The sequence below is a fragment of the Pseudomonas sp. GW821-FHT05D12 genome, assembly GCF_059419825.1.
The window spans coordinates 231,485-255,133 of the sequence record NZ_JBWKSN010000009.1 but is presented as its reverse complement, the minus strand read 5'-3'; the positions used below and the strand labels follow the sequence as shown (position 1 = coordinate 255,133).

Sequence of the window (23,649 nt, the reverse complement as noted above, 5' to 3'; positions counted from 1 at the left end):
AATGTGCGCATAACTTGATAACCAAGCAAGCGCTTGGTAAGTTCGCTCCACCTCACCGTGGAGCTTGCCGATGTCTGCCTACCAGGTCTACTTCGACCCCAGCCACCAATTGGTCCGCGACAGCGTGCGCCGTTTTGTCGAGCGCGAAATGCTGCCGGACATCGAGCAATGGGAGGAGGCCCACAGCTTTCCCCGTGAGCTGTACCTCAAGGCCGGTGCGGCGGGAATCCTGGGGATTGGTTATCCCGAGGCCCTCGGCGGTAGCCATGAAGGAGACCTGTTCGCCAAGGTGGCCGCCAGTGAGGAACTGATGCGCTGCGGTTCCGGCGGGGTGGTGGCGGGCTTGGGGTCGTTGGATATCGGCTTGCCGCCGATAGTCAAATGGGCGCTGCCGTCGGTGCGCGACCGGGTGGCGCCGCAGGTGCTGTCGGGCGAGAAGATCATCGCCCTGGCGGTGACCGAGCCGGGCGGCGGCTCCGATGTGGCCAGCCTGCAGACCCGGGCCATTCGGGAGGGCGAGCATTACCGCGTCAGCGGCAGCAAGACCTTTATCACCAGCGGCAGCCGTGCCGACTTCTACACCGTTGCCGTACGCACCGGCGGGCCGGGCTTTGCCGGTATCAGCCTGCTGCTGATCGAGAAAAACACCGCCGGTTTCACCGTTGGCCAGCCCCTGAAGAAAATGGGCTGGTGGGCGTCGGACACCGCTGAATTATTCTTCGACGATTGCCGCGTGCCCGTAGGCAACCTGATTGGCGCCGAGAACATGGGCTTTGCCTGCATCATGGGCAACTTTCAGAGCGAACGCCTGGCGCTGGCATTGATGGCCAACATGACTGCGCAGATGGCGCTGGAGGAAAGCCTCAAGTGGGCTTCCCAGCGCGAAGCATTCGGCAAACCCATCGGCAAGTTCCAGGTGCTCAAGCATCGCCTGGCGGAAATGGCTACCGCTGTGGAGGTGTCCCGCGAGTTCACCTACCGCCAGGCGGCGAAGATGGCGGCCGGCAAAAGTGTGATCAAGGAAATCTCCATGGCCAAGAACCTCGCCACCGACACCGCCGACCGCGTCACCTATGACGCTGTGCAAATCCTCGGCGGCCAGGGCTACATGCGCGGCAACCTGGTGGAGCGGCTGTACCGCGACAACCGCATCCTGTCCATCGGCGGGGACACCCGCGAGGTGATGAATGAGATCATCAGCAAGCAGATGGGGTTGTGATCCTGGGTGCTCTGTCGAGCGCTATCGCTGGCGCCTGCCAAGGTGGGAGCCGGGCTTGCCCGCGATGAGGCCGGTGCAGGCAGCGATTAACGTTCGTCCAACGCGAACCGCGTCAGGCAGAAGGTCGGGATACCCATGTCTTCCAGGCGTTGCGACCCACCCAGCTCCGGCAGGTCGATGATCGCCGCCGCTTCGAAGATCTTCGCCCCCATGCGCCGCACCAGGTTGGCCGCCGCAATCAGGGTGCCACCGGTGGCGATCAGGTCATCGAACATCAGTACCGAGTCGCCCTCGCAGAGGCTGTCGGCGTGGACTTCCAGGAACGCTTCGCCGTATTCCGTCTGGTAACCCTCGGCCAGGACGTCAGCCGGCAGCTTGCCCTGCTTGCGGAACAGGATCAGCGGTTTGTTCAGTTGATAGGCGATGATCGAACCGATCAGGAAGCCCCGCGCATCCATCGCGCCGATATGGCTGAAGTCGGCCTCGACGTAACGGTGAGCAAAGGTGTCGGCCACCAGGCGCAGGGCCTTGGGCGATTGGAACAAGGGCGTGATGTCACGAAAGATCACCCCAGGCTTGGGGAAGTCGATGACGGGACGGATCAGGGATTTGATGTCGAACGAATCGAAGGTCATCGGCGCAGAGTCCTGGGCGTGGAAAACGGACGCCAAGTATACCTGCGGCCTTGCCAATTGGCGCGGCCGCAGGCGTCTGCCTCAGGTCTCCAGGGAGCCACCGGCGAGTGCGCACAGCTGGATCGGATCGAGGATATGCACTTCCTTGCCTTCGGCGGCGATCAGCTCGTTCTGCTGGAAGCGGGTAAACACGCGGGACACGGTTTCCACGGCGAGACCCAGGTAGTTGCCGATTTCATTGCGCGACATGCTCAGGCGGAACTGGTTGGCCGAGAAACCCCTGGCGCGAAAACGTGCCGAGAGGTTGACCAGAAATGTGGCGATCCGCTCGTCGGCGGTTTTCTTCGACAACAGCAGCATCATTTGCTGGTCGTCGCGAATCTCGCGGCTCATCACGCGCATCAACTGGCGGCGCAGTTGCGGTAACTGCAGGGCCAGTTCGTCGAGACGCTCGAAGGGAATTTCGCACACCGACGTCGTCTCCAGCGCCTGGGCCGACACCGGGTGGATCTCGGTGTCCATGCCCGACAAGCCGACCAGTTCGCTGGGCAGGTGGAAACCGGTGATCTGTTCCTCGCCGCCGTCGCTCAGGCTGAACGTCTTCAGGGCGCCCGACCGTACTGCATAGACGGAGTCGAACTTGTCGCCCTGGCGAAACAGAAACTCGCCTTTTTTCAGTGGGCGACCGCGTTTAACGATCTCGTCCAGCGCATCCATGTCTTCCAGATTCAGCGAAAGTGGCAGGCAGAGGGGGGCCAGGCTGCAATCCTTGCAATGAGCCTGGCTGTGAGCGCGCAGTTTAACTGGCTCGGACATTTCTTAAATCCTTGTGGGAAAACACACATAAGACGTAAGGGTAACGCACTGGGGGGCGCCGAGGCCAGCCTGTACAAAAAACCGGCAACGGTATAAAGGTTTTTGTAACAGGGTCGATACAGTGGTGTACCTCCATGAGCCGGAGCTCAGAACATGTCCGTTATCGCTGCCAACAACCCTGCCATCCGCCTGCCGATCGTGCCGGACACGAAACCTGCTGCAGGGGCCGATGAAAAGGCCGAAGCCCCCGCGCCTGCTGCTGAAACCAAGGCGGTCGAGGGTGTGGCGGTGAAGATTTCCAGTGCCGGTTTCCAGGCTGCCAAAGCCGATTCCAACAAGGACATCGACGACAGCAACCTGAAGGACAGCATCAAGCAACTGCTGAAAATGATTCGTGAGCTGAAGAAGCAGATTGCCGACAAGATGGCCGAAATCGCGGCGGCTTCGGCGGATAACTCCTTGACTCCCGAGGCGCGCCAGGCGCGGGTGGGCAACCTGCAGGCCTCGCTGGCGGCCTTGCAAAGCGGCCTGACGATGGCCCAGATGCAACTGGGCAAGGCCTTGAAGGACGAGCCAGCTGACGCGCAGATGCAAGCCATGAGCCTGGCATCGAAGTAGCGCCCGCTCAGATCACCCGCGAGAATCGCTGCCTGTTCTGATGTTCCAGATAGGCATCGAACACCATGCACACTGAGCGTACCAACAGCCTGCCAGCCGGCAGCACACGGATGCCCTGCGCGTCCAGTTCGATCAGGCCGTCCTGCGCCATGGTCTCGAGTTGGGGCCAGATGTCGTCAAAATACCCGCGAAAATCAATGTTGAAAGCCTGCTCGACCCGATCGAAGGCCAGGCTGAAATTGCAGATCAATTGCTGAATCACCTCGCGTCGCAGCCGATCATCGGTGGTGCACAGCAAGCCACGGCTGGTGGCCAGTTGAGCGCCGGCGAGGGTGTTCTGGTAGCCATTGAGGTCGCTGGTGTTCTGGCAGTACAGGTCACCGATCTGGCTGATGGCGGACACGCCGAGCCCGATCAGGTCGCAATGCCCATGGGTGGTGTAGCCCTGGAAGTTGCGCTGCAGGCTGCCTTCTTCCTGGGCGACGGCGAGTTCGTCGTCCGGCAGGGCGAAGTGGTCCATGCCGATGTAGCGATAGCCGGCCTGGGTCAGTTGTTCGATGGTGGTTTGCAGCATCAGCAATTTGGACGCCGGTGATGGCAGTTCGTCGGTGTTGATCCGCCGCTGGGGCATGAAGCGCTCAGGCAGGTGGGCATAGTTGAATACCGACAGGCGGTCCGGTTGCAGCCTGATCACTTCCTCCACGGTGCGCGCGAAATTGATCGGCGTCTGCTTGGGCAGGCCGTAGATCAGGTCGATATTGATTGAGCGAAACTGCAGGGTGCGCGCCGCATCGATCACCGCGCGGGTCTCTTCCAGGCTTTGCAGGCGGTTCACCGCGCGCTGCACGTCCGGGTCGAGGTCCTGCACGCCGATGCTGACGCGGTTGAAGCCCAGTTCGCGCAGCAGGCCCATGGTCGCCCAGTCGGCCTCGCGCGGGTCGATCTCGATGCCGTAGTCGCCGGAGTCATCGTCTAGCAGATTGAAGTGCTGGCGCAGGCTGCCCATGACCTGGCGCAGTTCGTCGTGGCTGAGAAAGGTCGGCGTGCCGCCGCCCAGGTGCAGTTGTTCCACCGGCTGCTTGGGGTCGAGGTGGCAGGCGACCAGTTGGATCTCCTGCTCCAAGCGCTGCAGGTACGCCTGGGCGCGGCCACGGTCCTTGGTGATCACCTTGTTGCAGGCGCAGTAGTAGCAAATGTTCGCGCAGAACGGCACATGCACATACAGCGACAGCGGGCGCACCGCCTTGCGGCTGTCGCGCAGGGCGTGGAGCAGGTCGAAAGTGCCGACCTGGCTGTCGAATTGTACGGCGGTGGGGTAGGACGTGTAGCGCGGTCCCGCCAGGTCGTAGCGGTGAATCAGATCGGTGTCCCAACGAATGGCGTCGAGCATGCGGGCGTTCCCCCGGATAGGCTAGTGGGCCGAGTCTAGGGGCGTGACCTGGAGGGCATGTTGATTTGCATCAACGGGGAGCGGCGCTATGCCACATGGCCTTTTAATGGCCCATTAGCCAGTGCTGATGCGGACCGGGCAATGTCCAGACCCCGAACAGGATCACCAACAAGCCGCCGGCCATGCGCACACTGCGTTTGCGCAATAATGCCGTGACCCGCTCCGCTGCCAGGCCGGTGGCCAGCAGCACTGGCCAGGTGCCCAAGCCGAATGCCAGCATCAGCAACGCGCTGTCCAGCGCATTGCCCTGGCTCGCCGCCCACAGTAGGGTGCTGTAGACCAACCCGCACGGCAACCAGCCCCACAGCGCGCCCAGCAGCAATGCGCGGGGCAGGCTGGACACCGGCAGCAAACGGTTCGCCACCGGCTGTATATAGCGCCACAGGCCGCGTCCGAGGCTTTCGATGCGCGTCAGGCCGCTCCACCAGCCGGCCAGGTACAACCCCATGCTGATCAACAGCAACCCGGCGATTACACGCATGAACATCGCCGCCGGGCTGTTGGCCACGGCCCAGCCGGCCAGGCCGATCAACAATCCCGCCGTGGCATAGCTGAGGATGCGCCCCAGGTTGTACGCCAGCAGCAGGCGAAAGCGGCGGCTGCGTTGCTCCTTGGGAATCGCCAGGGTCAGCGCGCCCATCAACCCGCCGCACATGCCCAGGCAGTGGCCGCCGCCCAGCAGGCCGAGAATCAGCGCGGAGACCAGCAGCGGCGCGAGTTCAAGCATGGGGCGGATCTTTGGGCGCGGGCGGCTGCTCGGGGCCGTTGGCTTCGTCGATGGCGGCCAGGTGGTTGGGGTCCTGATCGTCGAACAGCACGCTGTGGGCCGGGCCGTCGAGGTCATCGTACTGGCCGCTGTCCACCGCCCAGAAGAAGATGTAGATAGCGACACCGACTAACAGCAGCGCCGCCGGGATCATCACGTATAGAGCTGGCATCTGCACTCCATGCCCGCGCGGCTCAAGCCGGCAGCGGGCGGGTTACTGAGGGGGCGCTGTGGGCCGGCGCGCTCGGCAGGCGAGTCAGGCGCAGGGCGTTGAGCACCACGGTCAACGAACTGAGGGACATGCCGATCGCCGCCCAGATCGGGGTGATCCAACCGAGGGCGGCAAACGGCAGCATCAGGCCATTGTACAGCCCGGCCCACAGCAGGTTCTCAATGATTACCCGGCGGGTACGCCGCGCCAGGCTGAAGGCTTGCACCAGCGCGTCGAGGCGGTTGGACAGCAGCACCGCATCGGCGCTGGTCTTGGCCAGATCAGTGGCCGAGCCCATGGCCACGCTGATATCGGCAGCGGCGAGCACCGGCACATCGTTGACGCCATCGCCGAGCATCAACACCGTGCGGCCTTGCTGGTGCAAGCGTTGCAACACCTGCAGTTTGTCGTCGGGACGAAGGCCGCCGTGGGCTTCGTCGATGCCCAGCTCAGCGGCGACACTCGCGACCATCGGCGAGGTGTCCCCCGACAGCAGCAGCGTGCGCCAGCCACGCGCCTTGCACGCGGCCAGCAACGCGGGTGCGTCGCTGCGCAGGCGGTCGTCCAGCACGAACCAGGCGAGGGCGCCGTCACGGTCACCGAGCAGCAGCCATTGGCCGGCTTCGTTCGGCGAGGCCGGCATCGGGCAGCCACTGAGCTCGCAGACAAACCCCGGCTGGCCGATGCGCAGCAGGCGTTCACCGACGCGGCCTTCCAAGCCGAGCCCAGGGAAACTCAGCACTTCATCGGCGGCCATGGGCGCACGGCCAAACGCGCGGGCAATCGGGTGCTCGGAGCGGTTTTCGAGGGCGGCGGCGAGGGCCAGGCACAAGTCGCTGCTGGTGGCGCCCAAGGTGCGGATGGCTTTGAGTGCCAGGCGGCCTTCAGTGAGGGTGCCGGTCTTGTCGAAAATCACCGTGTCGATCTGGTTCAAGCCTTCGAGCACGTGGCCCCGGGTCAGCAGCAGGCCGAGTTTGTGCAGGGTGCCGGTGGCGGCGGTGAGGGCGGTCGGCGTGGCCAGGGACAGCGCGCACGGGCAGGTCGCAACCAGCATCGCCAGCACGATCCAGAACGCCCGCGACGCATCCAGCTCCCACCACACCAGGCCGATCACCGCCGCGGCGATCAGCGAGCACAACAGGAACCACTGCGCGGCGCGGTCGGCGATCTGCGCCAGGCGCGGTTTCTCGGCCTGGGCCCGCTCCAGCAGGCGCACGATGGCGGACAGGCGCGTGTCATGGCCCAAGGCCCGCACCTCGACCTTCAGGGCGCCCTCGACATTCAGGGTGCCGGCAGTCACCGCATCGCCCGCGCGCCGCGGTTGCGGCAGGTATTCGCCGGTGAGCAGCGATTCATCGATGCTCGATTGACCGTCGAGGATCACCCCGTCCGCAGGCAGTACCGCGCCAGGATGCACCAGAACCCGGTCGCCCACCGCCAGTTCGCTCAAGAGGATGCGCTCGCTCTGGCCATCCCCCTTGAGGCGCAGGCACGAGGCCGGCAGCAGGTTGACCAATTGCGCGGTGGCCGCCGCCGTCCGCTCGCGTGCGCGGCGCTCCAGGTAACGCCCGGCGAGCAGGAACAGGGCGAACATGCCGACGGCGTCGAAGTACAACTCGCCGACCCCGGTGATCGCCGTCCAGATACCGGCCAGATAGGCCCCGCCAATCGCCAGGGAGACCGACACATCCATGGTCAGGTGGCGGGTGCGCAGATCGCGCAGGGCGCCTTTGAAAAACGGCGCGCAGCTGTAGAACACGATGGGTGTTGTCAGAAACATCGCCACCCAACGCAGGATCACGTGCAGCTCGGGGCTCAGGTCGATATTGAATTCCGGCCAGGTGGCCATGGTCGCCATCATTGCCTGGAACCACAGCAAGCCGGCCACGCCCAATTGGCGCAGGGCCAGGCGGTTTTCGCCGGCCAATTGCTCGGCGGCACGGTCGGCCTGATACGGGTGCGCGGCGTAGCCGATATGGCGCAGTTCGCTGAGCAGTTGGCTCAACGGCAACTGGCCATCGGCCCAGCGCACCTGCAGGCGATGGTTGGACAGGTTCAGCCGCGCCTCGGCGACGGGGGGCAGGCTGCGCAGGTGTTTTTCGATCAGCCAGCCACAGGCGGCGCAACTGATGCCTTCCATCAGCAGTGTCGCTTCGGCGAGATCGCCGTCGTGGCGCACGAAGGGTTTTTGCACGTCGGCGCGGTCATACAGCGCCAGTTCGTCGACCAGTTGCACGGGCAGCGCCTCGGGGTTGGCCGAGGCTTCGCTGCGGTGCTGGTAATAGCTTTCCAGGCCCCCGGCCACGATGGCTTCGGCCACGGCCTGGCAGCCGGGGCAGCACAGCTCGCGGCGCTCGCCGAGGATCACCGCCGTGAAGCGGCTGCCGGGCGGGACGGGGAGGGCGCAGTGGTAGCAGGGGGTTGGGCTGGTCATGGGTAGGGATTCTAGCCGGCTGGGAGGGCCGCATCGCCGGCAAGCCGGCTCCTGCAGGGTAACGCGTCAGGCCTGCAGGCGCCGGCTTGCCGACGATGCGCGAAGCGCAGGTGGATTATTTTTTCAGGTCTTCGGCACCCTGCAGTGGCTCATCACCCAGCAGCAAGTCCTTGTCGTGGCTGACCTGTTCTTCTTCGAACATGCGCCAGGTGCGGTCGCCTTCCACGCCGAGCAACTCGACGAAACGACGGCCTTCGACTTTGTCGGTGACCTGGCCGATGTAGCGGCCGGCTTCGCTGTCGCTGCGGGCCAGGTTGATCTTGCGATCCTTCTCCGGCTGGGTCGGGGAGATCAGGTTCAGTTCCAGGGTCGCCGGGTTGCTGTTGCCGGTCAGGTGCACGTCGACTTCGCCGGTCAGTTCGTCCAGGTGCACCTTGGCGCGCAGTTGCAGGGTCTGGGCCAGCAGTTCGCGGTCCAGAGAGCGGTTGATGCCTTTGCCGGCCTCGTAGTAGTTGTCGTTGACCAGGTTGTCCGGGTTGTTCACCGCGATGGTCACCATGGACAAGGTCAAGGTCACCGAGCAGGCCAGGATCCCAATGATGATCCAGGGCCAGAGGTGCTTGTACCAGGGGCTTGCGGCAGTAGCTACGGACATTCTCATGCTCTCTGTTTAACGGACTTGTGGGCCGATGAATCGGCTCTTGGCTTCGATCTGGACGCTGGTGTCATCGGCATCGCGCAGGATGAAGGTCACCTCGTTGGTGCTCGACGGCAACTGCTCCGGTGCACTCGACAACTCCACCGGCATGCTGACGATATCGCCGGCGGCCACCTTGATTTCGCGCCGGCCCTGCAGCTTGAGATCCGGCAGGCCGGCGGCGTCGAGCACGTAGGTGTGGTCGCGCTGGTCCTTGTTCATGATCTTCAGGCTGTAGACGTTTTCGATCCGGCCCTCGGCATTTTCGCGGTACAGCACGCGGTCTTTGCTGACGTCGAAACCCACCAGCGAGCGCATGAAAAATGCCCCGACCAGCAGCCCTATCATCGCCAGCAACACCAGCGCGTAACCGATCAGGCGCGGGCGCAATTTGTGGGTCTTCTGCCCGGACAGGTTGTGCTCGGTGGTGTAGCTGATCAGGCCGCGCGGGTACTCCATCTTGTCCATGATGTTGTCGCAGGCATCGATGCAGGCGGCGCAACCGATGCACTCGATTTGCAGGCCGTCGCGGATGTCGATGCCGGTGGGGCAGACCTGCACGCACATCGTGCAGTCGATGCAATCGCCGAGGCCCTGGGCCTTGTAGTCGACACCCTTTTTACGCGGGCCACGCACTTCGCCACGGCGGGGGTCATAGGAGACGATCAGGGTGTCCTTGTCGAACATCACGCTCTGGAAGCGCGCATACGGGCACATGTAGATACACACCTGTTCGCGCAGCCAGCCGGCATTGCCGTAGGTGGCGAGGGTGAAGAACCCGACCCAGAAATACGACCAGCCATCGGCCTGGCCGGTGAAGAAGTCGAACACCAGTTCGCGGATCGGCGAGAAGTAGCCGACAAAGGTCATGCCCGTGACAAACCCGATCAACAGCCACAGGGTGTGCTTGCTGAATTTGCGCAGGAACTTGTTGATGCCCATGGGCGCTTTATCGAGCTTGATGCGCTGGTTGCGGTCGCCTTCGGTGACTTTTTCGCACCACATGAAGATCCACGTCCACACGCTTTGCGGGCAGGTATACCCACACCACACGCGGCCGGCGTACACCGTGATGAAGAACAGGCCAAACGCCGCCACGATGAGGATGCCCGAGAGCAGGATGAAGTCCTGGGGCCAGAAGGTTGCGCCAAAAATGAAGAACTTGCGCTCCGGCAGGTTCCACCACACTGCCTGGTGTCCGCCCCAGTTCAGCCACACCGTGCCGAAGTAGAGCAGGAACAGGCCGGCGCCACCGAGCATGCGCAAGTTGCGGAACAGGCCGGTGAAGGCGCGGGTGTAGATTTTCTCTCGCGACGCATAAAGGTCGACGGATTGACTGGCGTTTTTGGCAGGCGGGGTAACGTCATGTACCGGTATCTGGTTGCTCATCATTGCATCCCACGGCGGTGGAGATTTGCCTCGGCCAGTACGTGCCAACCGGGGTCAAATTAAGGGTGTTGCAGTGGCCTAATGATACGCCCCCGACAGTACGCAAAGGGTGCGACCTTTGGTCGCGTTGGGGGAAATCAATTGATGGTGTACGTGACCTGGATCAATTGACTTGAGAAGTATGGACGGTTTTTGCCGGTGAGCAGGTCATTCGTCCCACGGATTGATCAGGGCAACACCACTTGACTTGAAGTCGCTGATGTTACGCGTCACCACGGTGAGCCCATGCACCAGCGCAGTTGCAGCAATCAATGCGTCACTTTCGTTAGCTTGGTCCGGCACCTGTAGATGGGCGCAACGCAGCGCAACGGCGGCATCAACAGGCAATATTCTGGCATCGAACGCTGGCATTACATGACGTTTGAGCCACGTACGCAGCACTTTCCCCTGGGCCGGGTCTCGGCGCTCCATCCGCAGTACGCCGGTTTCCAATTCTTTCAGCGTAATTGCTGAGATAAACATGCGTGGGGCGATAACGCTTTTTGCCCAGGCGACCACTCTTGCGTCAGCCTGAGGTTTACGAAGTTCAGAGATTACGTTGGTGTCGAGTAGGTACATTCAAGAGAGGTCCACGGGGCGGTGAGTGACCACGGCACGTTCGGTTTCAAAGTCGATTTCGGCCGCTTCCGGCATCACCAACAGGTCAACGATGTCGACATTCAGACCTGTCAGTTTCTGGTAGTCCTCAATGCTTAGCAGTACATGGGCTGGCTTGCCGCGATCAGTGATAAAAACCGGTCCCTGACGGGCGGCTTTTTTGGCACCGCTTGTGTCTTGGTTGAATTCCCGACTGGAAATGGTGGTGATAGTCATGGGCATCCCCCCTTCGGTAGATTGAATGTAGTTACGTTACTACTTTGTGGCGGCAGGAGACAAGCTCGATGTTACGAGCGGTTGAGCATTCAGCCGTTGAAATGGCAGCAACCAGAAAAAACAAAGCCCCGTGATTCGGGGCTTTGTCATGACTAAGGCTTACTGCTCTTCAGTCTTCTTGTCCCCATGGGACAAGCTGTACACATACGCCGCGAGCAGGTGCACCTTGTCGTTGCCCTGCAGTTGCTCCTGCGCAGGCATCTGGCCCTGGCGGCCCCAGCGGATGGTCTGCTGCAGTTGCGCGAAGCTCGAGCCGTAGATGAACGCGCCCGGGTGAGTCAGGTCGGGTGCGCCCATAGCGGGGGTGCCTTTGCCGGCCGGGCCATGGCAGGCCACGCAGTTGGCGGCGAAGAGTTTTTCGCCGTTGGCCACGTCAGCCTTGGTGCCTTCCGGCAGCTTGCGCCCATCGAGGTTGGTGACGACGAAGGCAGCCACATCGGCCACGCCCTGTTCCTTGAGGATATCCAGCCAGGCCGGCATCACTGCATGGCGGCCCTTCATGATGGTTTCCTTGATGGTGGCCGGCTCGCCACCCCAGCGCCAGTCGGCGTCGGTCAGGTTGGGGAAGCCATAGGCACCCTTGGCGTCGGAGCCGTGGCAGACCGAGCAGTTGGAGGCGAACAGGCGGCCACCCATCTTCAGGGCCTGTGGGTCCTTGGCGACTTCCTCAATTGGCATCGACGCGAATTTGGCGAAGATCGGCCCGAACTTGGCGTCCGACCTGGCCATTTCCTTTTCCCATTCGTGCACGCCGGTCCAGCCGGTCTGGCCGTTGGCGAAGGGGGTTTGCTTGTCGTTGTCGAGGTAGTTGTAGCCCGGCAGCAGTCCTTTCCAGTTGCCCAGGCCGGGGTAGAGCGCCAGGTAACCGAGGGCGAAAATGATGGTGCCGACGAACAGCATGAACCACCACTTGGGCAGCGGGTTGTCGTACTCCTCGATGCCGTCGAACGAGTGGCCGACGGTCTCGTCGGTCTGCTCGGCGCGCTGGCCCTTGCGGGTCGACAGCAGCAGCCAGGTCAGGGCGAAGATGGTACCCAGACTGAGGACTGTGACGTACAGACTCCAGAACGTAGTCATTCTTTGTTACTCCTAGAAGCTTGCTCGACGTGCTTGATGGCTTCGGGATCATCCGCAAAGGGCAGCATGGTCGCGTCGTCAAACTCCGACTTGCGTCGCGGGCTGAACACCCACAGCGCCAGGCCGACAAAGGCCACCATCACTACAACGGTGCCCAGGCCTCGAATCATCCCGATATCCATGTAGGTCACCGTTTGCTTTTGATGATGGTGCCAAGGCCTTGCAGGTAGGCCACCAATGCGTCCATTTCAGTCTTGCCCTTCACGGCTGCAGCGGCACCGGCGATGTCTTCGTCGGTGTAGGGCACGCCCAGGGTGCGCAAGACTTCCATCTTCTTCGCGGTGTCCTTGCCGTCGAGCTTGTTTTCCACGAGGAACGGGTACGCCGGCATTTTCGACTCAGGCACCACGTTGCGCGGGTTGTACAAGTGCGCACGTTGCCAGTCATCGGAGTAACGCCCGCCGACACGGGCCAGGTCCGGGCCGGTGCGCTTGGAACCCCACAGGAACGGGTGGTCCCACACGCTTTCGCCGGCAACCGAGTAGTGGCCGTAGCGTTCGGTCTCGGCGCGGAACGGGCGGATCATCTGCGAGTGGCAGCCGACACAGCCGTTGGCGATGTAGACGTCGCGGCCTTCCAGTTCAAGCGCGGTGCGCGGCTTCATGCCTTCGACCGGCTTGTTGGTCACGTCCTGGAAAAACAGCGGGACGATCTGGGTCAGGCCGCCGATGCTCACGGCGATGACCATGAAGAAGGCCAGCAGGCCGATATTCTTCTCGACTACTTCATGCTTCATCAGTGGGCTCCCACAACGGCGATCTTGGCGGCGGCTTCGGCTTCTGCAGGGTCGGAGGCACGCACGGTGCGCCAGACGTTGTAGGCCATGAACAGCATGCCGGCGGCAAAGAACGTACCGCCCAGGGCGCGGACGATGTAGCCCGGGTGGCTGGCTTGCAGCGCTTCGACGAAGGAGTAGGTGAGGGTGCCGTCATCGTTGATCGCACGCCACATCAGGCCCTGGGTGATGCCGTTGACCCACATCGAGGCGATGTAGAGCACGGTGCCGATGGTGGCCAGCCAGAAGTGCGTGTTGATCAGCCCGACGCTGTGCATCTGCGCACGGCCGAACAGTTTCGGGATCATGTGGTACAGCGCGCCGATGGAGATCATCGCCACCCAGCCGAGGGCGCCGGCATGAACGTGGCCGATGGTCCAGTCGGTGTAGTGGGAGAGCGAGTTGACGGTCTTGATCGCCATCATCGGCCCTTCGAAGGTCGACATGCCGTAGAACGCCAGCGAGACCACGAGAAAACGCAGGATCGGGTCGGTGCGCAACTTATGCCAGGCGCCCGACAGGGTCATCATGCCGTTGATCATGCCGCCCCAGCTCGGGGCCAGGAGGATGATCGACATTGCCATGCCCAGCGACTGGGCCCAGTCCGGCAGCGCGGTGTAGTGCAGGTGGTGCGGGCCGGCCCAGATGTACAGGGTGATCAGTGCCCAGAAGTGCACGATGGACAGGCGGTACGAGTAAATAGGACGTTCGGCCTGTTTCGGCACGAAGTAGTACATCATCCCGAGGAAACCGGTGGTCAGGAAGAAACCCACGGCGTTGTGGCCGTACCACCACTGGATCATCGCATCCGTCGCCCCGGCGTAGGCCGAGTAGGACTTGAACAGGTTCACCGGCAACGAAGCGTGGTTGACGATGTGCAGCATCGCCGTGACCAGGATGAAGGCACCGTAGAACCAGTTACCGACATAGATGTGCTTGGTCTTGCGCTTGACGATGGTGCCGAAGAACACCACCGCATAGGTCACCCAGACGATGGCGAGCAGGATCGCGATCGGCCATTCCAGCTCGGCGTATTCCTTGGTGGTGGTGTAGCCCAGCGGCAGGGTGACGATGGCGCTGACGATGACCGCTTGCCAACCCCAGAAGGTGAAGGCCGCGAGACTGTCGGAGATCAGTCGCGTCTGGCAGGTGCGCTGCACGACATAGTAGGAGGTGGCAAACAATGCACATCCGCCGAAGGCGAAAATCACCAGGTTGGTGTGCAGCGGGCGCAGGCGGCCGAAGGTCGTCCAGGGCAAGCCGAAATTCAATTCCGGCCAGACCAGTTGCGAGGCGATGAACACCCCGAGCCCCATGCCAAGGATCCCCCAGACCACCGTCATGATGGCGAACTGGCGGACTACCTTATAGTTATAAGCAGTCGGACTGATTGCTGTGCTCATTCTAAGGTTCCACGGTTTAGGTTTTTTTATAGGTAAAATCGGCCGCAAGTATGTAGAAAGCGAGGGGCCATTGCAACGCAATGACTGACCTGTATCAATGCGTTCCACGCCAGATTCTGCGCCCTTTCCATGTTTTGCGTAGGGACAAAATCCGAAATCGAAAGCTGATCGAGTGGACAAGAATTTTCACAGGCCGCAGCGGGCAACGCCGTACGCTCTGAACCGGTCCACTGTGCAAGGAAGCGTAGACCCGATTGGCAGGGGGGGAAAGTGGTGCTTTGGAAGGGTGTGACGAACTGACGCAGAGCGGCAGCCATAAGCGGCAAGTTGCATGCCGCAGGAAAAAACGGCTGCAAGATCCAAGTTGGGAACTCTTCTCTTGCAGCCTGACGCTTGAAGCTTGAAGCTTGAAGCTTCCCGCTCACCGCCTGCTATTGATGGGACAGGCTATACACGTATGCCGCCAGCAGGTGCACCTTGTCATTGCCCTGCAGCACTTCCTGTGCCGGCATCTGGCCCTGACGGCCGTGACGGATGGTCTGCTGCAACTGCGCGAGGCTGGTGCCGTAGATATAGCCGGCCGGTTTGGTCAGGTCAGGTGCGCCCATCGCTTCCATGCCGTGGCCTTGCGGTCCGTGGCAGGCGACACAGGTGGTGTTGAACGCGGTTTGGCCTGCGGCGAGGTCGGCGCTGCTGTCGGCCGGCAAGGGCAGCTTGGCCAGGTCGTGACGCACATAGGCGGCGACGTTTTTCACCCCCTCGTCACCCAGCATGTCGCCCCAGGCCGGCATCGCCGCGTGGCGGCCGTTGAGGATGGTGGTCTTGATCGCCTCGGCCGAACCGCCCCAGCGCCAGATGTTGTCGGCCAGGTTCGGGAAGCCGAACGCGCCCTTGGCATCCGAGCCGTGGCACACCGCGCAGTTGGAGGCGAACAGGCGTGCGCCCATCTTCAGCGCCTGCGGGTCCTTGGCGACCTCTTCCAGCGGCATGGCCGAGAATTTGGCGAAGATCGGCCCGAACTTGGCGTCGGCCCTGGCCATTTCCTTGTCCCATTCCTTGGTCTGGGTCCAGCCGTCTTCATAGCCCGGCAGCACACCTTTCCAGTTGCCCAGGCCCGGGTAGAGGATCAAGTAGCCGACGGCAAACACCAGGGTGCCGGCGAACAGCATGAACCACCACTGGGGCAGCGGGTTGTCGTATTCCTCGATGCCATCGAAGGCGTGGCCCATCGTCTGGTCGACGCTGCCCTTGGTCTCGCCCTTGCGGGTGCCGATCAACAGCCAGGTCAGGCCGATCAGGCTGCCGAGGGTCAGTACGCAGATCCATGTACTCCAGAATAGGGTCATGGCCGGTTGCTCCTTGTTGCAGGCTCTTCTTGAGCGTCGGATGGAGTGGGTTCATCGGCGAAGGGCAGCAGGCGCGCCTGCTCGAATTCCGCATTGCGCCGGTTGTTGAACACCCACAGCGACAAGCCGATAAAGGCGATGGCGACCACCAGCGTGCCGAGGCCGCGGATGGTGCCTGCATCGAATTCAAATCCCATGGCTCACCTCTTGCTCTTGATGGCGGTGCCGAGCACTTGCAGGTACGCCACCAGGGCGTCCATCTCGGTCTTGCCCTTGAGGCTGGCGACCGCACCACTGATGTCGTCGTCGGTGTACGGCACGCCGAGGGTGCGCATCACTTTCAACTTGGTCTCGGTGTGGCTGCTGTCGACGGGAGCGGTGACCAGCCACGGATAGGCCGGCATCTTCGACTCGGGCACCACGTTGCGCGGGTTGTACAAGTGCGCGCGGTGCCAGTCGTCCGAGTAGCGTGCGCCGACGCGCGCCAGGTCCGGGCCGGTGCGCTTGGAGCCCCACAGGAACGGGTGGTCCCACACGCTTTCGCCGGCGACCGAGTAGTGGCCGTAGCGTTCGGTCTCGGCGCGGAACGGGCGGATCATCTGCGAGTGGCACTGTACGCAGCCTTCGCGAATGTAGATGTCGCGGCCTTCCAGTTGCAGCGCGGTATAGGGCTTCATGCCCTCGACCGGCTTGTTGGTCACGTCCTGGAAGAACAGCGGGACGATCTGGGTCAGGCCGCCGATGCTCACGGCGAGCACCATGAGCAGCATCAACAGGCCGACGTTCTTTTCAATCGTTTCGTGTTTCATCACAGACTCCTCAGGCCAGCTGCGCAGTGGTGGCGGCTTCGGCGGGTTGCGCCGAGCGCACGGTGCGCCATGTGTTGTAAGCCATCAGGAACATGCCGCTGAGGAACACCGCACCGCCTACCAGCCGCACGATGAAGCCAGGGTGGCTGGCCACCAGGGTTTCGACGAAGGAGTAGGTCAGGGTGCCGTCTTCGTTGACCGCACGCCACATCAGGCCCTGGGCGATGCCGTTGACCCACATCGAGGCGATGTAGAGCACGGTGCCGATGGTGGCCAGCCAGAAGTGCGCGTTGATCAGGCCGAGGCTGTACATCTGCTCGCGACCGAAGATTTTCGGGATCATGTGGTACAGCGCGCCGATGGAGATCATCGCCACCCAGCCGAGGGCGCCGGCGTGTACGTGGCCGATGGTCCAGTCGGTGTAGTGGGAGAGGGCGTTGACGGTCTTGATCGCCATCATCGGGCCTTCGAAGGTCGACATGCCGTAGAACGCCAGGGAGACCACCAGGAAGCGCAGGATCGGGTCGCTGCGCAACTTATGCCAGGCGCCCGACAGGGTCATCATGCCGTTGATCATGCCGCCCCAGCTCGGTGCCAGCAGGACCAGCGACATCACCATGCCCAGCGACTGTGCCCAGTCCGGCAGCGCGGTGTAGTGCAGGTGGTGCGGGCCAGCCCAGATGTACAGGGTGATCAGCGCCCAGAAGTGCACGATGGACAGGCGATAGGAGTACACCGGACGCTCGGCCTGCTTGGGCACGAAGTAGTACATCATCCCCAGGAAGCCCGCAGTGAGGAAAAAGCCTACCGCGTTGTGTCCGTACCACCACTGCACCATGGCATCCGTCGCACCGCCGTACAGCGAGTAGGACTTGGTCAGGCTGACCGGGATTTCCAGGTTGTTGACAATGTGCAGGATGGCCACGGTGATGATGAACGCACCGAAGAACCAGTTGCCGACGTAGATGTGCTTGGTGTTGCGCTTCATCACCGTGCCGAAAAACACGATGGCGTAGGCCACCCAGACGATGGTGATGAGGATGTCGATCGGCCATTCCAGCTCGGCGTATTCCTTGGAACTGGTGTAGCCCAGCGGCAAGGTGATCGCGGCCAGCAGGATCACCAATTGCCAGCCCCAGAAGCAGAACGCGGCGATTTTCGGCGCGAACAGCTGCGTCTGGCAGGTGCGTTGCACCGAGTAGAAGGAGCTGGCGAACAGCGCACAGCCGCCGAAGGCGAAGATCACCGCGTTGGTGTGCAGCGGGCGCAAGCGGCCGAAGCTGGTCCAGGGCAGGTCGAAGTTGAGCGCAGGCCAAACCAATTGGGCAGCGAGAAAAACCCCGAGCCCCATGCCGACGATGCCCCACACCACCGTCATAATGGCGAATTGGCGGACCACCTTGTAGTTATAGGCGGTACTTAAAGTAGTGTTCATGGTTCCCCATCCACGGTTCAACCCAAGCAGATGCGGCACTTGGGCTGGAGTTATAGGCAGACTAAAAAGCGAGGCAAGCATGGGCAAAGAGCACAAGGCCAGTATTGACGGGGATCAATGGGCGCACTGTGTGCGCGAACGCGGCTGGCTGTGGGATGTCGCGGCGGGCGAGGCGTCGGGGGCGTCTGTCACGTTGATCCTGGCCCACGGCGCCGGCGCACCGATGGACTCATCGTTCATGAACGACATGGCTGCACGCCTTGCCGGGCACGGCGTGAACGTGTTGCGCTTCGAATTTGCGTACATGGCCCAGCGCCGGGTGGACGGCGTTAAACGCCCGCCGAACCCGGCGCCGAAACTGCTGGAGGCGTGGCGCGAGGTGCATGCTGAGGTGCGACGTCATGTCGCTGGGAAACTGGCGATTGGCGGCAAATCCATGGGCGGGCGGATGGCCAGTTTAGTCGCGGATGAACTGGGCGCCGATGGGCTGGTGTGCCTGGGCTATCCGTTTTATGCGGTGGGCAAGCCAGAGAAGCCACGGGTCGAGCACTTGGCCGGGCTGAAGACGCCGACCCTGATCGTGCAGGGCGAGCGCGATGCGTTGGGCAATCGGGCGGCGGTGGAGGGGTATGGCTTGTCGCCGAGCATCGAGGTGATGTGGCTGGTGGCGGGGGATCATGATTTGAAGCCGTTGAAGGCATCGGGGTTCAGTCATGAGCAGCATCTGGAGGCAGCGGCGGTGAAGGTCTCAAGCTTTCTTGCTGGCCTTTAGGGCCTCATCGCAGGCAAGCCAGCTCCCACATTTTGATGTGTGAACACCGTCGAATGTGGGAGCTGGCTTGCCTGCGATAGCGATCTATCGGTTAAACCGCTCTACCAGCGAGTACTGGGTATTGGCGGTATGCGTCAGCTCTTCACTCAACTGCGCCGAGTTCAACGCCTGCTCCGAGGTCTGGTCCGCCAGCAGCGCAATGGTGCTGATATTGCGGCTGATCTCTTCGGCCACCGAGCTTTGCTCTTCGGTCGCGGCGGCGATCTGGGTGGTCATGTCGGTGATGTGCGCCACGGCTTCGCTGATGCCGACCAGCGCCTGGTCCGCTTCCATCACCCGTGCCACACCTTCTTCGGCCTGGCGATGCCCGGCGTCCATGGTTTGCACGGCGGCCGCGGCAGTTTGCTGGAGCTTGGCGATCAGGGCATGGATCTGCCCGGTGGACTCGGCGGTGCGTTGCGCCAACTGACGGACTTCATCCGCCACGACCGCAAAACCACGGCCCATCTCACCGGCGCGGGCCGCTTCGATGGCGGCGTTCAGCGCCAGCAGGTTGGTCTGGTCGGCGATGCCTTTGATCACGTCGACCACGCCACCGATTTCATCGCTGTCCTTGGCCAGTTGGGTGACGGTCACGCCGGTCTCGCCCACGGCCACCGACAGGCGCTGTATCGCCTCGCGGGTTTCGCCGGCGATATCGCGGCCGCGGCCGGTCAGGCGATTGGCTTCCTGGGTGGCATCGGCGGTGCGCTGCACGTGGCTGGCGACTTCCTGGGTGGTCGCGGCCATCTGGTTGACTGCCGTTGCCACCTGCTCGGTTTCCACGCGCTGGCGCTCCAGGCCGGAAGAGCTGTTATGCGCCAGGGTATTGGACTGTGCAGCCTGGTCGTTGAGGTGCTCGGCCGTATCCTGCAAGCGCGTGAGGCAGGTCTTCAGACGCGCCTCCTGGCTGAGGATCGACATTTCCAGGCGCGCCTGGGCACCCCGGCTGTCGGTGTACATCTGCGCGATCAGCGGGTCGGACGTGGTCTGCTCGGCCAGGCGCAGCAGGCGCTTGAGGCCGCGTTGTTGCCAGCTCAGGCCCAGCAGGCCCAATGGCACCGACAGCCCGGCCGCCAAGGCGAAGCCCCAGTGGGAGTTGAGCGAGGCGCCGATCATGAAGCTCAACTGGCTCACCAGGATAAACGGCAGCCAGTCCTGCAGCACCGGCAGCCACTTGTCGCGCTGGGGAATGGCCGACTTGCCCTGGTTGATACGTTGATAGAGCGCTTCGGCACGGCGGATCTGCTCGGAGGTGGGCTTGATGCGCACCGATTCGTAGCCGACCACCTGGTTGCCTTCGAAGACCGGCGTCACATAGGCGTTGACCCAGTAGTGATCGCCGCTCTTGCAGCGGTTCTTGACGATGCCCATCCATGGCAAGCCTTGTTTGAGCGTGGACCACATGTGCGCGAACACCGCTGCCGGTACATCCGGGTGACGCACCAGGTTGTGCGGCGCGCGAAGCAGCTCTTCGCGGGTGAACCCACTGATCTCGACAAACGCGTCGTTACAGTAGGTGATCACACCCTTGGCATCCGTGGTGGAGATCAACCGTTGCTGAGCGGGGAAGGTACGTTCGCGCTGGGTAACGGGTTGGTTATTACGCATGATTGTTCAATCCGCAAGGCTTTCAGGGGGTATCGGCCATGGCGGGCATTTATTTAACTTATTTTTGCAACAATCATCCCGCCAGCATCGGGTATGTAAACAACCCGAAGTGAAGCAGGTTCAAGCCAAAGTGCGTGGCAATCGCTGCACCCAGGCCACCGAAGCGATAGGCCAGGCCATATCCGACCCCGGCAATGCTCGCCAGCAACACCCAGTGCCAGCCCGCGCCCAGGTGCACCAGGCCGAACAGCAGTGAAGCCAGCAACAGCGCCAGGTTCTCGCCGTAAGGCAGATGCTGGAAGCGCTGGCGCAGGCCGCCCTGGATGTAGCCACGAAACAGTGCCTCTTCCACCAGGGTCACCAGCAGCAGGTTGTTGAGCACCCACAGCCAGGCCTGTTCCGGCCATTTCGGCGCCCAACTGATCACCCCCAGCAAGGCGGCGCCACCGAGTGCAGCAATGGCCGTGAGGGTCAGGGCCAGGGCCGTGACACACAGCGACAGGCGCAGGCTGCGCCGCGCCACAATCCACGGGCAGGCCAACAGCAGCCAGAAGCCGATCAGCGGTTTGTCCTGGTTCAGGTACATCGAGAAGGGCACGGCGTCGGGGGTGAATTGCTGCGAGCCGATGCCGCGCCCGTTGTAGAACCCCGGCAGCCAGTGCATGGCCAGGCTCACGGCGAGGACGATAAACAAACCATGACCGAGGTAACGGGCCCACGGCGTGCGCTGCTGGCGTACCGCGTACCCGGCGATCAGCAGCAGGGCCACGGACACCAGCGCCAGCGCGCCGAGTTGCCCGTAGGCCAGGGCCATCACATAGCCAATGGAAAGAAGCGCCAGGTACAGCCAGGGCAATGCGAGCATGGGAAATCCTTGGAAAAAAATCGGGCGCATTATAGCGACGCCCCCACGCCATCACTGTGAAAACTGCGCCAGGCAAAAACGCGTTGGCCAAGTCATTGCCATACCTGTCGCCGGCTGGGTATAGTCGGCGCGTCTTTATCCCTTCAAAAAGATCAGCACATGCCAGCTTCCTTGCGCATAGCGGTAGTCGATTCAGCGGTCAACGCTGCGGTCGTGCCGTGCGAGGACAAGCAGCCTGCGCAGATCAGTCACTACCCCCCACCTGTCAGTAGCACGCCGGTATACGCAGTCGTATCACCGCCGGGTGTTGGCATTTCGGGCTGATCAGCGATTCGCTGTGCCCCTCTGCCTGCCTGAAAAAAACCTACTGAGTTTCAGCTTCAGCTGAATTGGCTTTTTTGCCTGATTACAGGTGGTAACCATGTCTGTCATTTCGAAACAATCCGTGGCCGCGGCGGCCTCGACGAGCCTGTTCGTCCTGCTCTGGAGCAGTGGGGCGATCTTCTCCAAGCTGGGCCTGGCCCATGCTTCGCCCTTTGCGTTTTTGCTCATCCGTTTTGCCATCGCCCTGGTGGGCCTGGTGTTCCTGGTGCCGATCCTCAAGTTGCAATTGCCGCGCCCCGGCAAGCCGATGCTGTACGCGGCGGCGACCGGGCTGGTGTTGTTGGGGGCGTACCAGATTTTCTACCTGCTGGCCCTGGACCTCAAAGTCACGCCCGGAATGATGGCCACCATCATGGGCGTGCAGCCGATCCTCACGGTGGTGCTAATGGAGCGCCAGCGTTCCTGGCGGCGGCTGTTCGGCCTCGGGCTGGGCCTGGCGGGGTTGATCATGGTGGTCTACCAGGGCATCGGGCTGGCGGGCATGTCCCTGGCCGGGATGCTGTTCGGGCTGCTGGCCCTGGCGAGCATGACCTTTGGCTCGATCATGCAAAAGCGCATCACCGACAACCCACTGGGCACGCTGCCCGTGCAGTACCTGGCGGGCTTGCTGCTGTGTTCGGTGTTTGTGCCGTTCCAGCCGTTCCATTTTGAACACAGCGCCGGCTTTTACCTGCCGGTACTGTGGATGGGCGTGGTGGTGTCGTTATTGGCGACACTTTTGCTGTACCGCCTGATCGCCCGCGGCAACCTGGTGAATGTCACCAGCCTGTTCTACCTGGTGCCGGCGGTGACGGCGGTGATGGACTACCTGATCTTCGGCAACCGGCTCGCGCTGCTGAGCCTGCTGGGGATGGGATTGATCATCATCGGCCTGGTGTTCGTCTTCCGTAAGGCCTGACACCACCCCCGTCCTGTAGGCGCCCGGCTTGCCGGCGATGAACGCCATCGTCGGCAAGCCGGGTTCCTACAGGATTTTTTTCGGCCGCAAGACCAGCCACAACGCTCCCGCGATCAACACCCCGCCATACACGTGCGCCATCGACAGCGGCTCATCCAGCAGCAACGCGCCCCACAGCACGCCGAATGGCGGAATCATGAAGGTCACGGTCATCGACTTGACCGGCCCGATGGATGACAGCAAGCGGAAATAGAGGATGTAGGCAAGTGCCGTGCACACCAGTCCCAACCCCAGCAGCGACAACCACACCTGCCACCCACCCCAACTGGCGGGCGGCTGGCTGATCGCGCTGTAGGCAAAGAACGGCAACAGGAACAGGGTGGCGCCGAGCATGCTGCCCAGGGCCGACAGGCGACTATCCAGGCCACCGCGCTGATCCAGCCAGCGCCGTGCCAGGAACCCGGCAAACCCATAACAGGTCGTCGCCAGCAGGCAGGCCAGCGCGCCCATCAACAACTCCAGGTCGAACGCCACCGGCCCCGCGCGGGTCAGCACGCCCACGCCCAGCAGGCCCAGGCATACCCCGGCGACTTTCGAAGGCGTGAGGCGCTCGCTGAAGAACAGCCCGCCAATCAGCACGCCCATCAGCGGCGTGGTGGCATTGAAGATCGCCGAGTAACCCGCCGGCAGCACCTGGGCCGCCACCGAGTACATGGTCGCCGGGATCCCGGAGTTGATCACCCCCAGCAGCAGGACCGTCTTGAACTTGCCCTGGAAATCCCAGCTCACCCGCATCAGCGCCAGGATGACCAGCAACCCGGCGGCGGCAATCGACACGCGGAAAAACGCGGTCGGCACGCTGCCGATCTCCGGCGCGATGATGCGCATGAACAGAAAGCTCGCGCCCCAGATGGCGGCGAGCCCGAGCAAATACAGGGTGTCGACAGGTCTCACGGAAAACTCCTACGCGAACAAGGCCGCGAGTGTGCCCAGTGACTTGGCCCTGC

General features: G+C 62.6%; 25 protein-coding genes. 4 read left to right on the top strand and 21 right to left on the bottom strand.

Features of this window, described 5'->3' with window-relative positions:
• The first annotated feature begins 70 nt into the window (after positions 1-70).
• Positions 71-1,219, top strand: a complete 1,149-nt coding sequence (locus AC07SI_RS18815) for an acyl-CoA dehydrogenase family protein (protein WP_495006253.1) — start codon at positions 71-73, stop codon at positions 1,217-1,219.
• A gap of 86 nt (positions 1,220-1,305) precedes the next feature.
• Here the strand turns inward: AC07SI_RS18815 and AC07SI_RS18810 are convergent, their stop codons facing one another.
• A complete protein-coding gene (locus AC07SI_RS18810) occupies positions 1,306-1,854 on the bottom strand; it encodes an adenine phosphoribosyltransferase (RefSeq protein WP_495006252.1) in 549 nt (182 codons plus the stop codon).
• Positions 1,855-1,935: 81 nt separating this feature from the next.
• A complete protein-coding gene (gene fnr, locus AC07SI_RS18805) occupies positions 1,936-2,670 on the bottom strand; it encodes a fumarate/nitrate reduction transcriptional regulator Fnr (RefSeq protein WP_065909589.1) in 735 nt (244 codons plus the stop codon).
• A gap of 153 nt (positions 2,671-2,823) precedes the next feature.
• Here fnr and AC07SI_RS18800 point away from each other — a divergent pair, with 153 nt between their 5' ends.
• Complete coding sequence (locus AC07SI_RS18800) at positions 2,824-3,288, top strand: hypothetical protein (RefSeq protein WP_201145692.1); 465 nt, start codon at positions 2,824-2,826, stop codon at positions 3,286-3,288.
• Between the two features lie 7 nt (positions 3,289-3,295).
• Here AC07SI_RS18800 and hemN read toward each other — a convergent pair whose 3' ends face one another.
• The 16 genes from hemN to ccoN (AC07SI_RS18720) form a co-directional block, all read right to left on the bottom strand.
• Positions 3,296-4,678: an oxygen-independent coproporphyrinogen III oxidase gene (hemN, locus tag AC07SI_RS18795; RefSeq protein WP_495006251.1), complete on the bottom strand. Its 1,383-nt coding sequence runs from the start codon at positions 4,676-4,678 to the stop codon at positions 3,296-3,298.
• Between the two features lie 103 nt (positions 4,679-4,781).
• A complete protein-coding gene (locus AC07SI_RS18790; protein ID WP_315416255.1) occupies positions 4,782-5,465 on the bottom strand; it encodes a sulfite exporter TauE/SafE family protein in 684 nt (227 codons plus the stop codon).
• Positions 5,458-5,676: a cbb3-type cytochrome oxidase assembly protein CcoS gene (gene ccoS / locus AC07SI_RS18785; protein ID WP_065909596.1), complete on the bottom strand. Its 219-nt coding sequence runs from the start codon at positions 5,674-5,676 to the stop codon at positions 5,458-5,460. The genes AC07SI_RS18790 and ccoS overlap by 8 nt, the downstream gene beginning before the upstream one ends.
• A gap of 22 nt (positions 5,677-5,698) precedes the next feature.
• The gene (locus AC07SI_RS18780) at positions 5,699-8,149 is read right to left on the bottom strand and encodes a heavy metal translocating P-type ATPase (protein WP_495006250.1); all 2,451 of its coding nucleotides are present in this window, start codon (positions 8,147-8,149) and stop codon (positions 5,699-5,701) included.
• Between the two features lie 115 nt (positions 8,150-8,264).
• Entirely contained in the window at positions 8,265-8,804 is a 540-nt protein-coding gene (locus AC07SI_RS18775) for a FixH family protein (RefSeq protein ID WP_106802984.1), read from the bottom strand.
• 15 nt (positions 8,805-8,819) lie between these two features.
• Positions 8,820-10,235, bottom strand: coding sequence for a cytochrome c oxidase accessory protein CcoG (gene ccoG, locus AC07SI_RS18770; RefSeq protein WP_065909601.1), 1,416 nt, complete (start codon positions 10,233-10,235; stop codon positions 8,820-8,822).
• A 207-nt stretch (positions 10,236-10,442) separates the two neighbouring features.
• Complete coding sequence (locus AC07SI_RS18765; RefSeq protein ID WP_065909602.1) at positions 10,443-10,853, bottom strand: type II toxin-antitoxin system VapC family toxin; 411 nt, start codon at positions 10,851-10,853, stop codon at positions 10,443-10,445.
• Positions 10,854-11,108 carry a type II toxin-antitoxin system Phd/YefM family antitoxin gene (locus AC07SI_RS18760; protein ID WP_106802986.1) on the bottom strand — a complete coding sequence of 85 codons (255 nt, stop codon included), beginning with the start codon at positions 11,106-11,108 and terminating at the stop codon, positions 10,854-10,856.
• Positions 11,109-11,267: 159 nt separating this feature from the next.
• Complete coding sequence (ccoP, locus tag AC07SI_RS18755) at positions 11,268-12,245, bottom strand: cytochrome-c oxidase, cbb3-type subunit III (RefSeq protein ID WP_065909604.1); 978 nt, start codon at positions 12,243-12,245, stop codon at positions 11,268-11,270.
• Positions 12,242-12,427, bottom strand: a complete 186-nt coding sequence (locus tag AC07SI_RS18750; protein ID WP_005790274.1) for a CcoQ/FixQ family Cbb3-type cytochrome c oxidase assembly chaperone — start codon at positions 12,425-12,427, stop codon at positions 12,242-12,244. The genes ccoP (AC07SI_RS18755) and AC07SI_RS18750 overlap by 4 nt, the downstream gene beginning before the upstream one ends.
• 5 nt (positions 12,428-12,432) lie before the next feature.
• Positions 12,433-13,041, bottom strand: a complete 609-nt coding sequence (ccoO, locus tag AC07SI_RS18745; protein WP_003193167.1) for a cytochrome-c oxidase, cbb3-type subunit II — start codon at positions 13,039-13,041, stop codon at positions 12,433-12,435.
• A complete protein-coding gene (gene ccoN / locus AC07SI_RS18740; RefSeq protein ID WP_065909606.1) occupies positions 13,041-14,483 on the bottom strand; it encodes a cytochrome-c oxidase, cbb3-type subunit I in 1,443 nt (480 codons plus the stop codon). Before ccoN (AC07SI_RS18740) ends, ccoO (AC07SI_RS18745) begins: the two co-directional genes overlap by 1 nt.
• A 431-nt stretch (positions 14,484-14,914) precedes the next feature.
• Complete coding sequence (gene ccoP, locus AC07SI_RS18735) at positions 14,915-15,829, bottom strand: cytochrome-c oxidase, cbb3-type subunit III (RefSeq protein WP_065909608.1); 915 nt, start codon at positions 15,827-15,829, stop codon at positions 14,915-14,917.
• The gene (locus AC07SI_RS18730) at positions 15,826-16,026 is read right to left on the bottom strand and encodes a cbb3-type cytochrome oxidase subunit 3 (RefSeq protein WP_065909612.1); all 201 of its coding nucleotides are present in this window, start codon (positions 16,024-16,026) and stop codon (positions 15,826-15,828) included. Before AC07SI_RS18730 ends, ccoP (AC07SI_RS18735) begins: the two co-directional genes overlap by 4 nt.
• 3 nt (positions 16,027-16,029) lie before the next feature.
• Positions 16,030-16,638, bottom strand: a complete 609-nt coding sequence (ccoO, locus tag AC07SI_RS18725; protein WP_065909614.1) for a cytochrome-c oxidase, cbb3-type subunit II — start codon at positions 16,636-16,638, stop codon at positions 16,030-16,032.
• A 10-nt stretch (positions 16,639-16,648) separates the two neighbouring features.
• A complete protein-coding gene (gene ccoN, locus AC07SI_RS18720) occupies positions 16,649-18,073 on the bottom strand; it encodes a cytochrome-c oxidase, cbb3-type subunit I (protein WP_065909616.1) in 1,425 nt (474 codons plus the stop codon).
• Positions 18,074-18,152: 79 nt separating this feature from the next.
• On the opposite strand from ccoN (AC07SI_RS18720), the gene AC07SI_RS18715 reads away from it, so the two are divergent.
• Positions 18,153-18,845 carry an alpha/beta family hydrolase gene (locus AC07SI_RS18715; RefSeq protein WP_495006249.1) on the top strand — a complete coding sequence of 231 codons (693 nt, stop codon included), beginning with the start codon at positions 18,153-18,155 and terminating at the stop codon, positions 18,843-18,845.
• A gap of 84 nt (positions 18,846-18,929) precedes the next feature.
• Here AC07SI_RS18715 and AC07SI_RS18710 read toward each other — a convergent pair whose 3' ends face one another.
• Both AC07SI_RS18710 and AC07SI_RS18705 read right to left on the bottom strand, forming a co-directional pair.
• Positions 18,930-20,495 carry a methyl-accepting chemotaxis protein gene (locus AC07SI_RS18710; RefSeq protein ID WP_065909619.1) on the bottom strand — a complete coding sequence of 522 codons (1,566 nt, stop codon included), beginning with the start codon at positions 20,493-20,495 and terminating at the stop codon, positions 18,930-18,932.
• Between the two features lie 73 nt (positions 20,496-20,568).
• On the bottom strand, positions 20,569-21,360 hold the full coding sequence (locus AC07SI_RS18705; protein WP_065909622.1) for a CPBP family intramembrane glutamic endopeptidase: 792 nt from the start codon (positions 21,358-21,360) through the stop codon (positions 20,569-20,571).
• 421 nt (positions 21,361-21,781) lie between these two features.
• Here AC07SI_RS18705 and AC07SI_RS18700 point away from each other — a divergent pair, with 421 nt between their 5' ends.
• Positions 21,782-22,642 carry a DMT family transporter gene (locus AC07SI_RS18700; protein WP_106802988.1) on the top strand — a complete coding sequence of 287 codons (861 nt, stop codon included), beginning with the start codon at positions 21,782-21,784 and terminating at the stop codon, positions 22,640-22,642.
• A 66-nt stretch (positions 22,643-22,708) separates the two neighbouring features.
• Here AC07SI_RS18700 and AC07SI_RS18695 read toward each other — a convergent pair whose 3' ends face one another.
• Positions 22,709-23,596 (bottom strand): DMT family transporter, encoded by an 888-nt coding sequence (locus AC07SI_RS18695; protein WP_065909626.1) that lies wholly within the window; start codon positions 23,594-23,596, stop codon positions 22,709-22,711.
• Positions 23,597-23,649 lie beyond the last annotated feature (53 nt).

Coding starts and splice junctions, on each gene's coding strand:
- ccoO (WP_065909614.1), bottom strand. CDS start 16,638: ATGAAACACGAAACGATTGAAAAGAACGTCGGCCTGTTGATGCTGCTC.
- AC07SI_RS18775 (WP_106802984.1), bottom strand. CDS start 8,804: ATGTCCGTAGCTACTGCCGCAAGCCCCTGGTACAAGCACCTCTGGCCC.
- AC07SI_RS18760 (WP_106802986.1), bottom strand. CDS start 11,108: ATGACTATCACCACCATTTCCAGTCGGGAATTCAACCAAGACACAAGC.
- hemN (WP_495006251.1), bottom strand. CDS start 4,678: ATGCTCGACGCCATTCGTTGGGACACCGATCTGATTCACCGCTACGAC.
- AC07SI_RS18800 (WP_201145692.1), top strand. CDS start 2,824: ATGTCCGTTATCGCTGCCAACAACCCTGCCATCCGCCTGCCGATCGTG.
- AC07SI_RS18715 (WP_495006249.1), top strand. CDS start 18,153: ATGGGCAAAGAGCACAAGGCCAGTATTGACGGGGATCAATGGGCGCAC.
- ccoG (WP_065909601.1), bottom strand. CDS start 10,235: ATGAGCAACCAGATACCGGTACATGACGTTACCCCGCCTGCCAAAAAC.
- ccoO (WP_003193167.1), bottom strand. CDS start 13,041: ATGAAGCATGAAGTAGTCGAGAAGAATATCGGCCTGCTGGCCTTCTTC.
- ccoS (WP_065909596.1), bottom strand. CDS start 5,676: ATGCCAGCTCTATACGTGATGATCCCGGCGGCGCTGCTGTTAGTCGGT.
- ccoN (WP_065909616.1), bottom strand. CDS start 18,073: ATGAACACTACTTTAAGTACCGCCTATAACTACAAGGTGGTCCGCCAA.
- AC07SI_RS18750 (WP_005790274.1), bottom strand. CDS start 12,427: ATGGATATCGGGATGATTCGAGGCCTGGGCACCGTTGTAGTGATGGTG.
- ccoP (WP_065909608.1), bottom strand. CDS start 15,829: ATGACCCTATTCTGGAGTACATGGATCTGCGTACTGACCCTCGGCAGC.
- AC07SI_RS18810 (WP_495006252.1), bottom strand. CDS start 1,854: ATGACCTTCGATTCGTTCGACATCAAATCCCTGATCCGTCCCGTCATC.
- ccoP (WP_065909604.1), bottom strand. CDS start 12,245: ATGACTACGTTCTGGAGTCTGTACGTCACAGTCCTCAGTCTGGGTACC.
- fnr (WP_065909589.1), bottom strand. CDS start 2,670: ATGTCCGAGCCAGTTAAACTGCGCGCTCACAGCCAGGCTCATTGCAAG.
- ccoN (WP_065909606.1), bottom strand. CDS start 14,483: ATGAGCACAGCAATCAGTCCGACTGCTTATAACTATAAGGTAGTCCGC.
- AC07SI_RS18700 (WP_106802988.1), top strand. CDS start 21,782: ATGTCTGTCATTTCGAAACAATCCGTGGCCGCGGCGGCCTCGACGAGC.
- AC07SI_RS18815 (WP_495006253.1), top strand. CDS start 71: ATGTCTGCCTACCAGGTCTACTTCGACCCCAGCCACCAATTGGTCCGC.
- AC07SI_RS18790 (WP_315416255.1), bottom strand. CDS start 5,465: ATGCTTGAACTCGCGCCGCTGCTGGTCTCCGCGCTGATTCTCGGCCTG.
- AC07SI_RS18730 (WP_065909612.1), bottom strand. CDS start 16,026: ATGGGATTTGAATTCGATGCAGGCACCATCCGCGGCCTCGGCACGCTG.
- AC07SI_RS18710 (WP_065909619.1), bottom strand. CDS start 20,495: ATGCGTAATAACCAACCCGTTACCCAGCGCGAACGTACCTTCCCCGCT.
- AC07SI_RS18705 (WP_065909622.1), bottom strand. CDS start 21,360: ATGCTCGCATTGCCCTGGCTGTACCTGGCGCTTCTTTCCATTGGCTAT.
- AC07SI_RS18765 (WP_065909602.1), bottom strand. CDS start 10,853: ATGTACCTACTCGACACCAACGTAATCTCTGAACTTCGTAAACCTCAG.
- AC07SI_RS18780 (WP_495006250.1), bottom strand. CDS start 8,149: ATGACCAGCCCAACCCCCTGCTACCACTGCGCCCTCCCCGTCCCGCCC.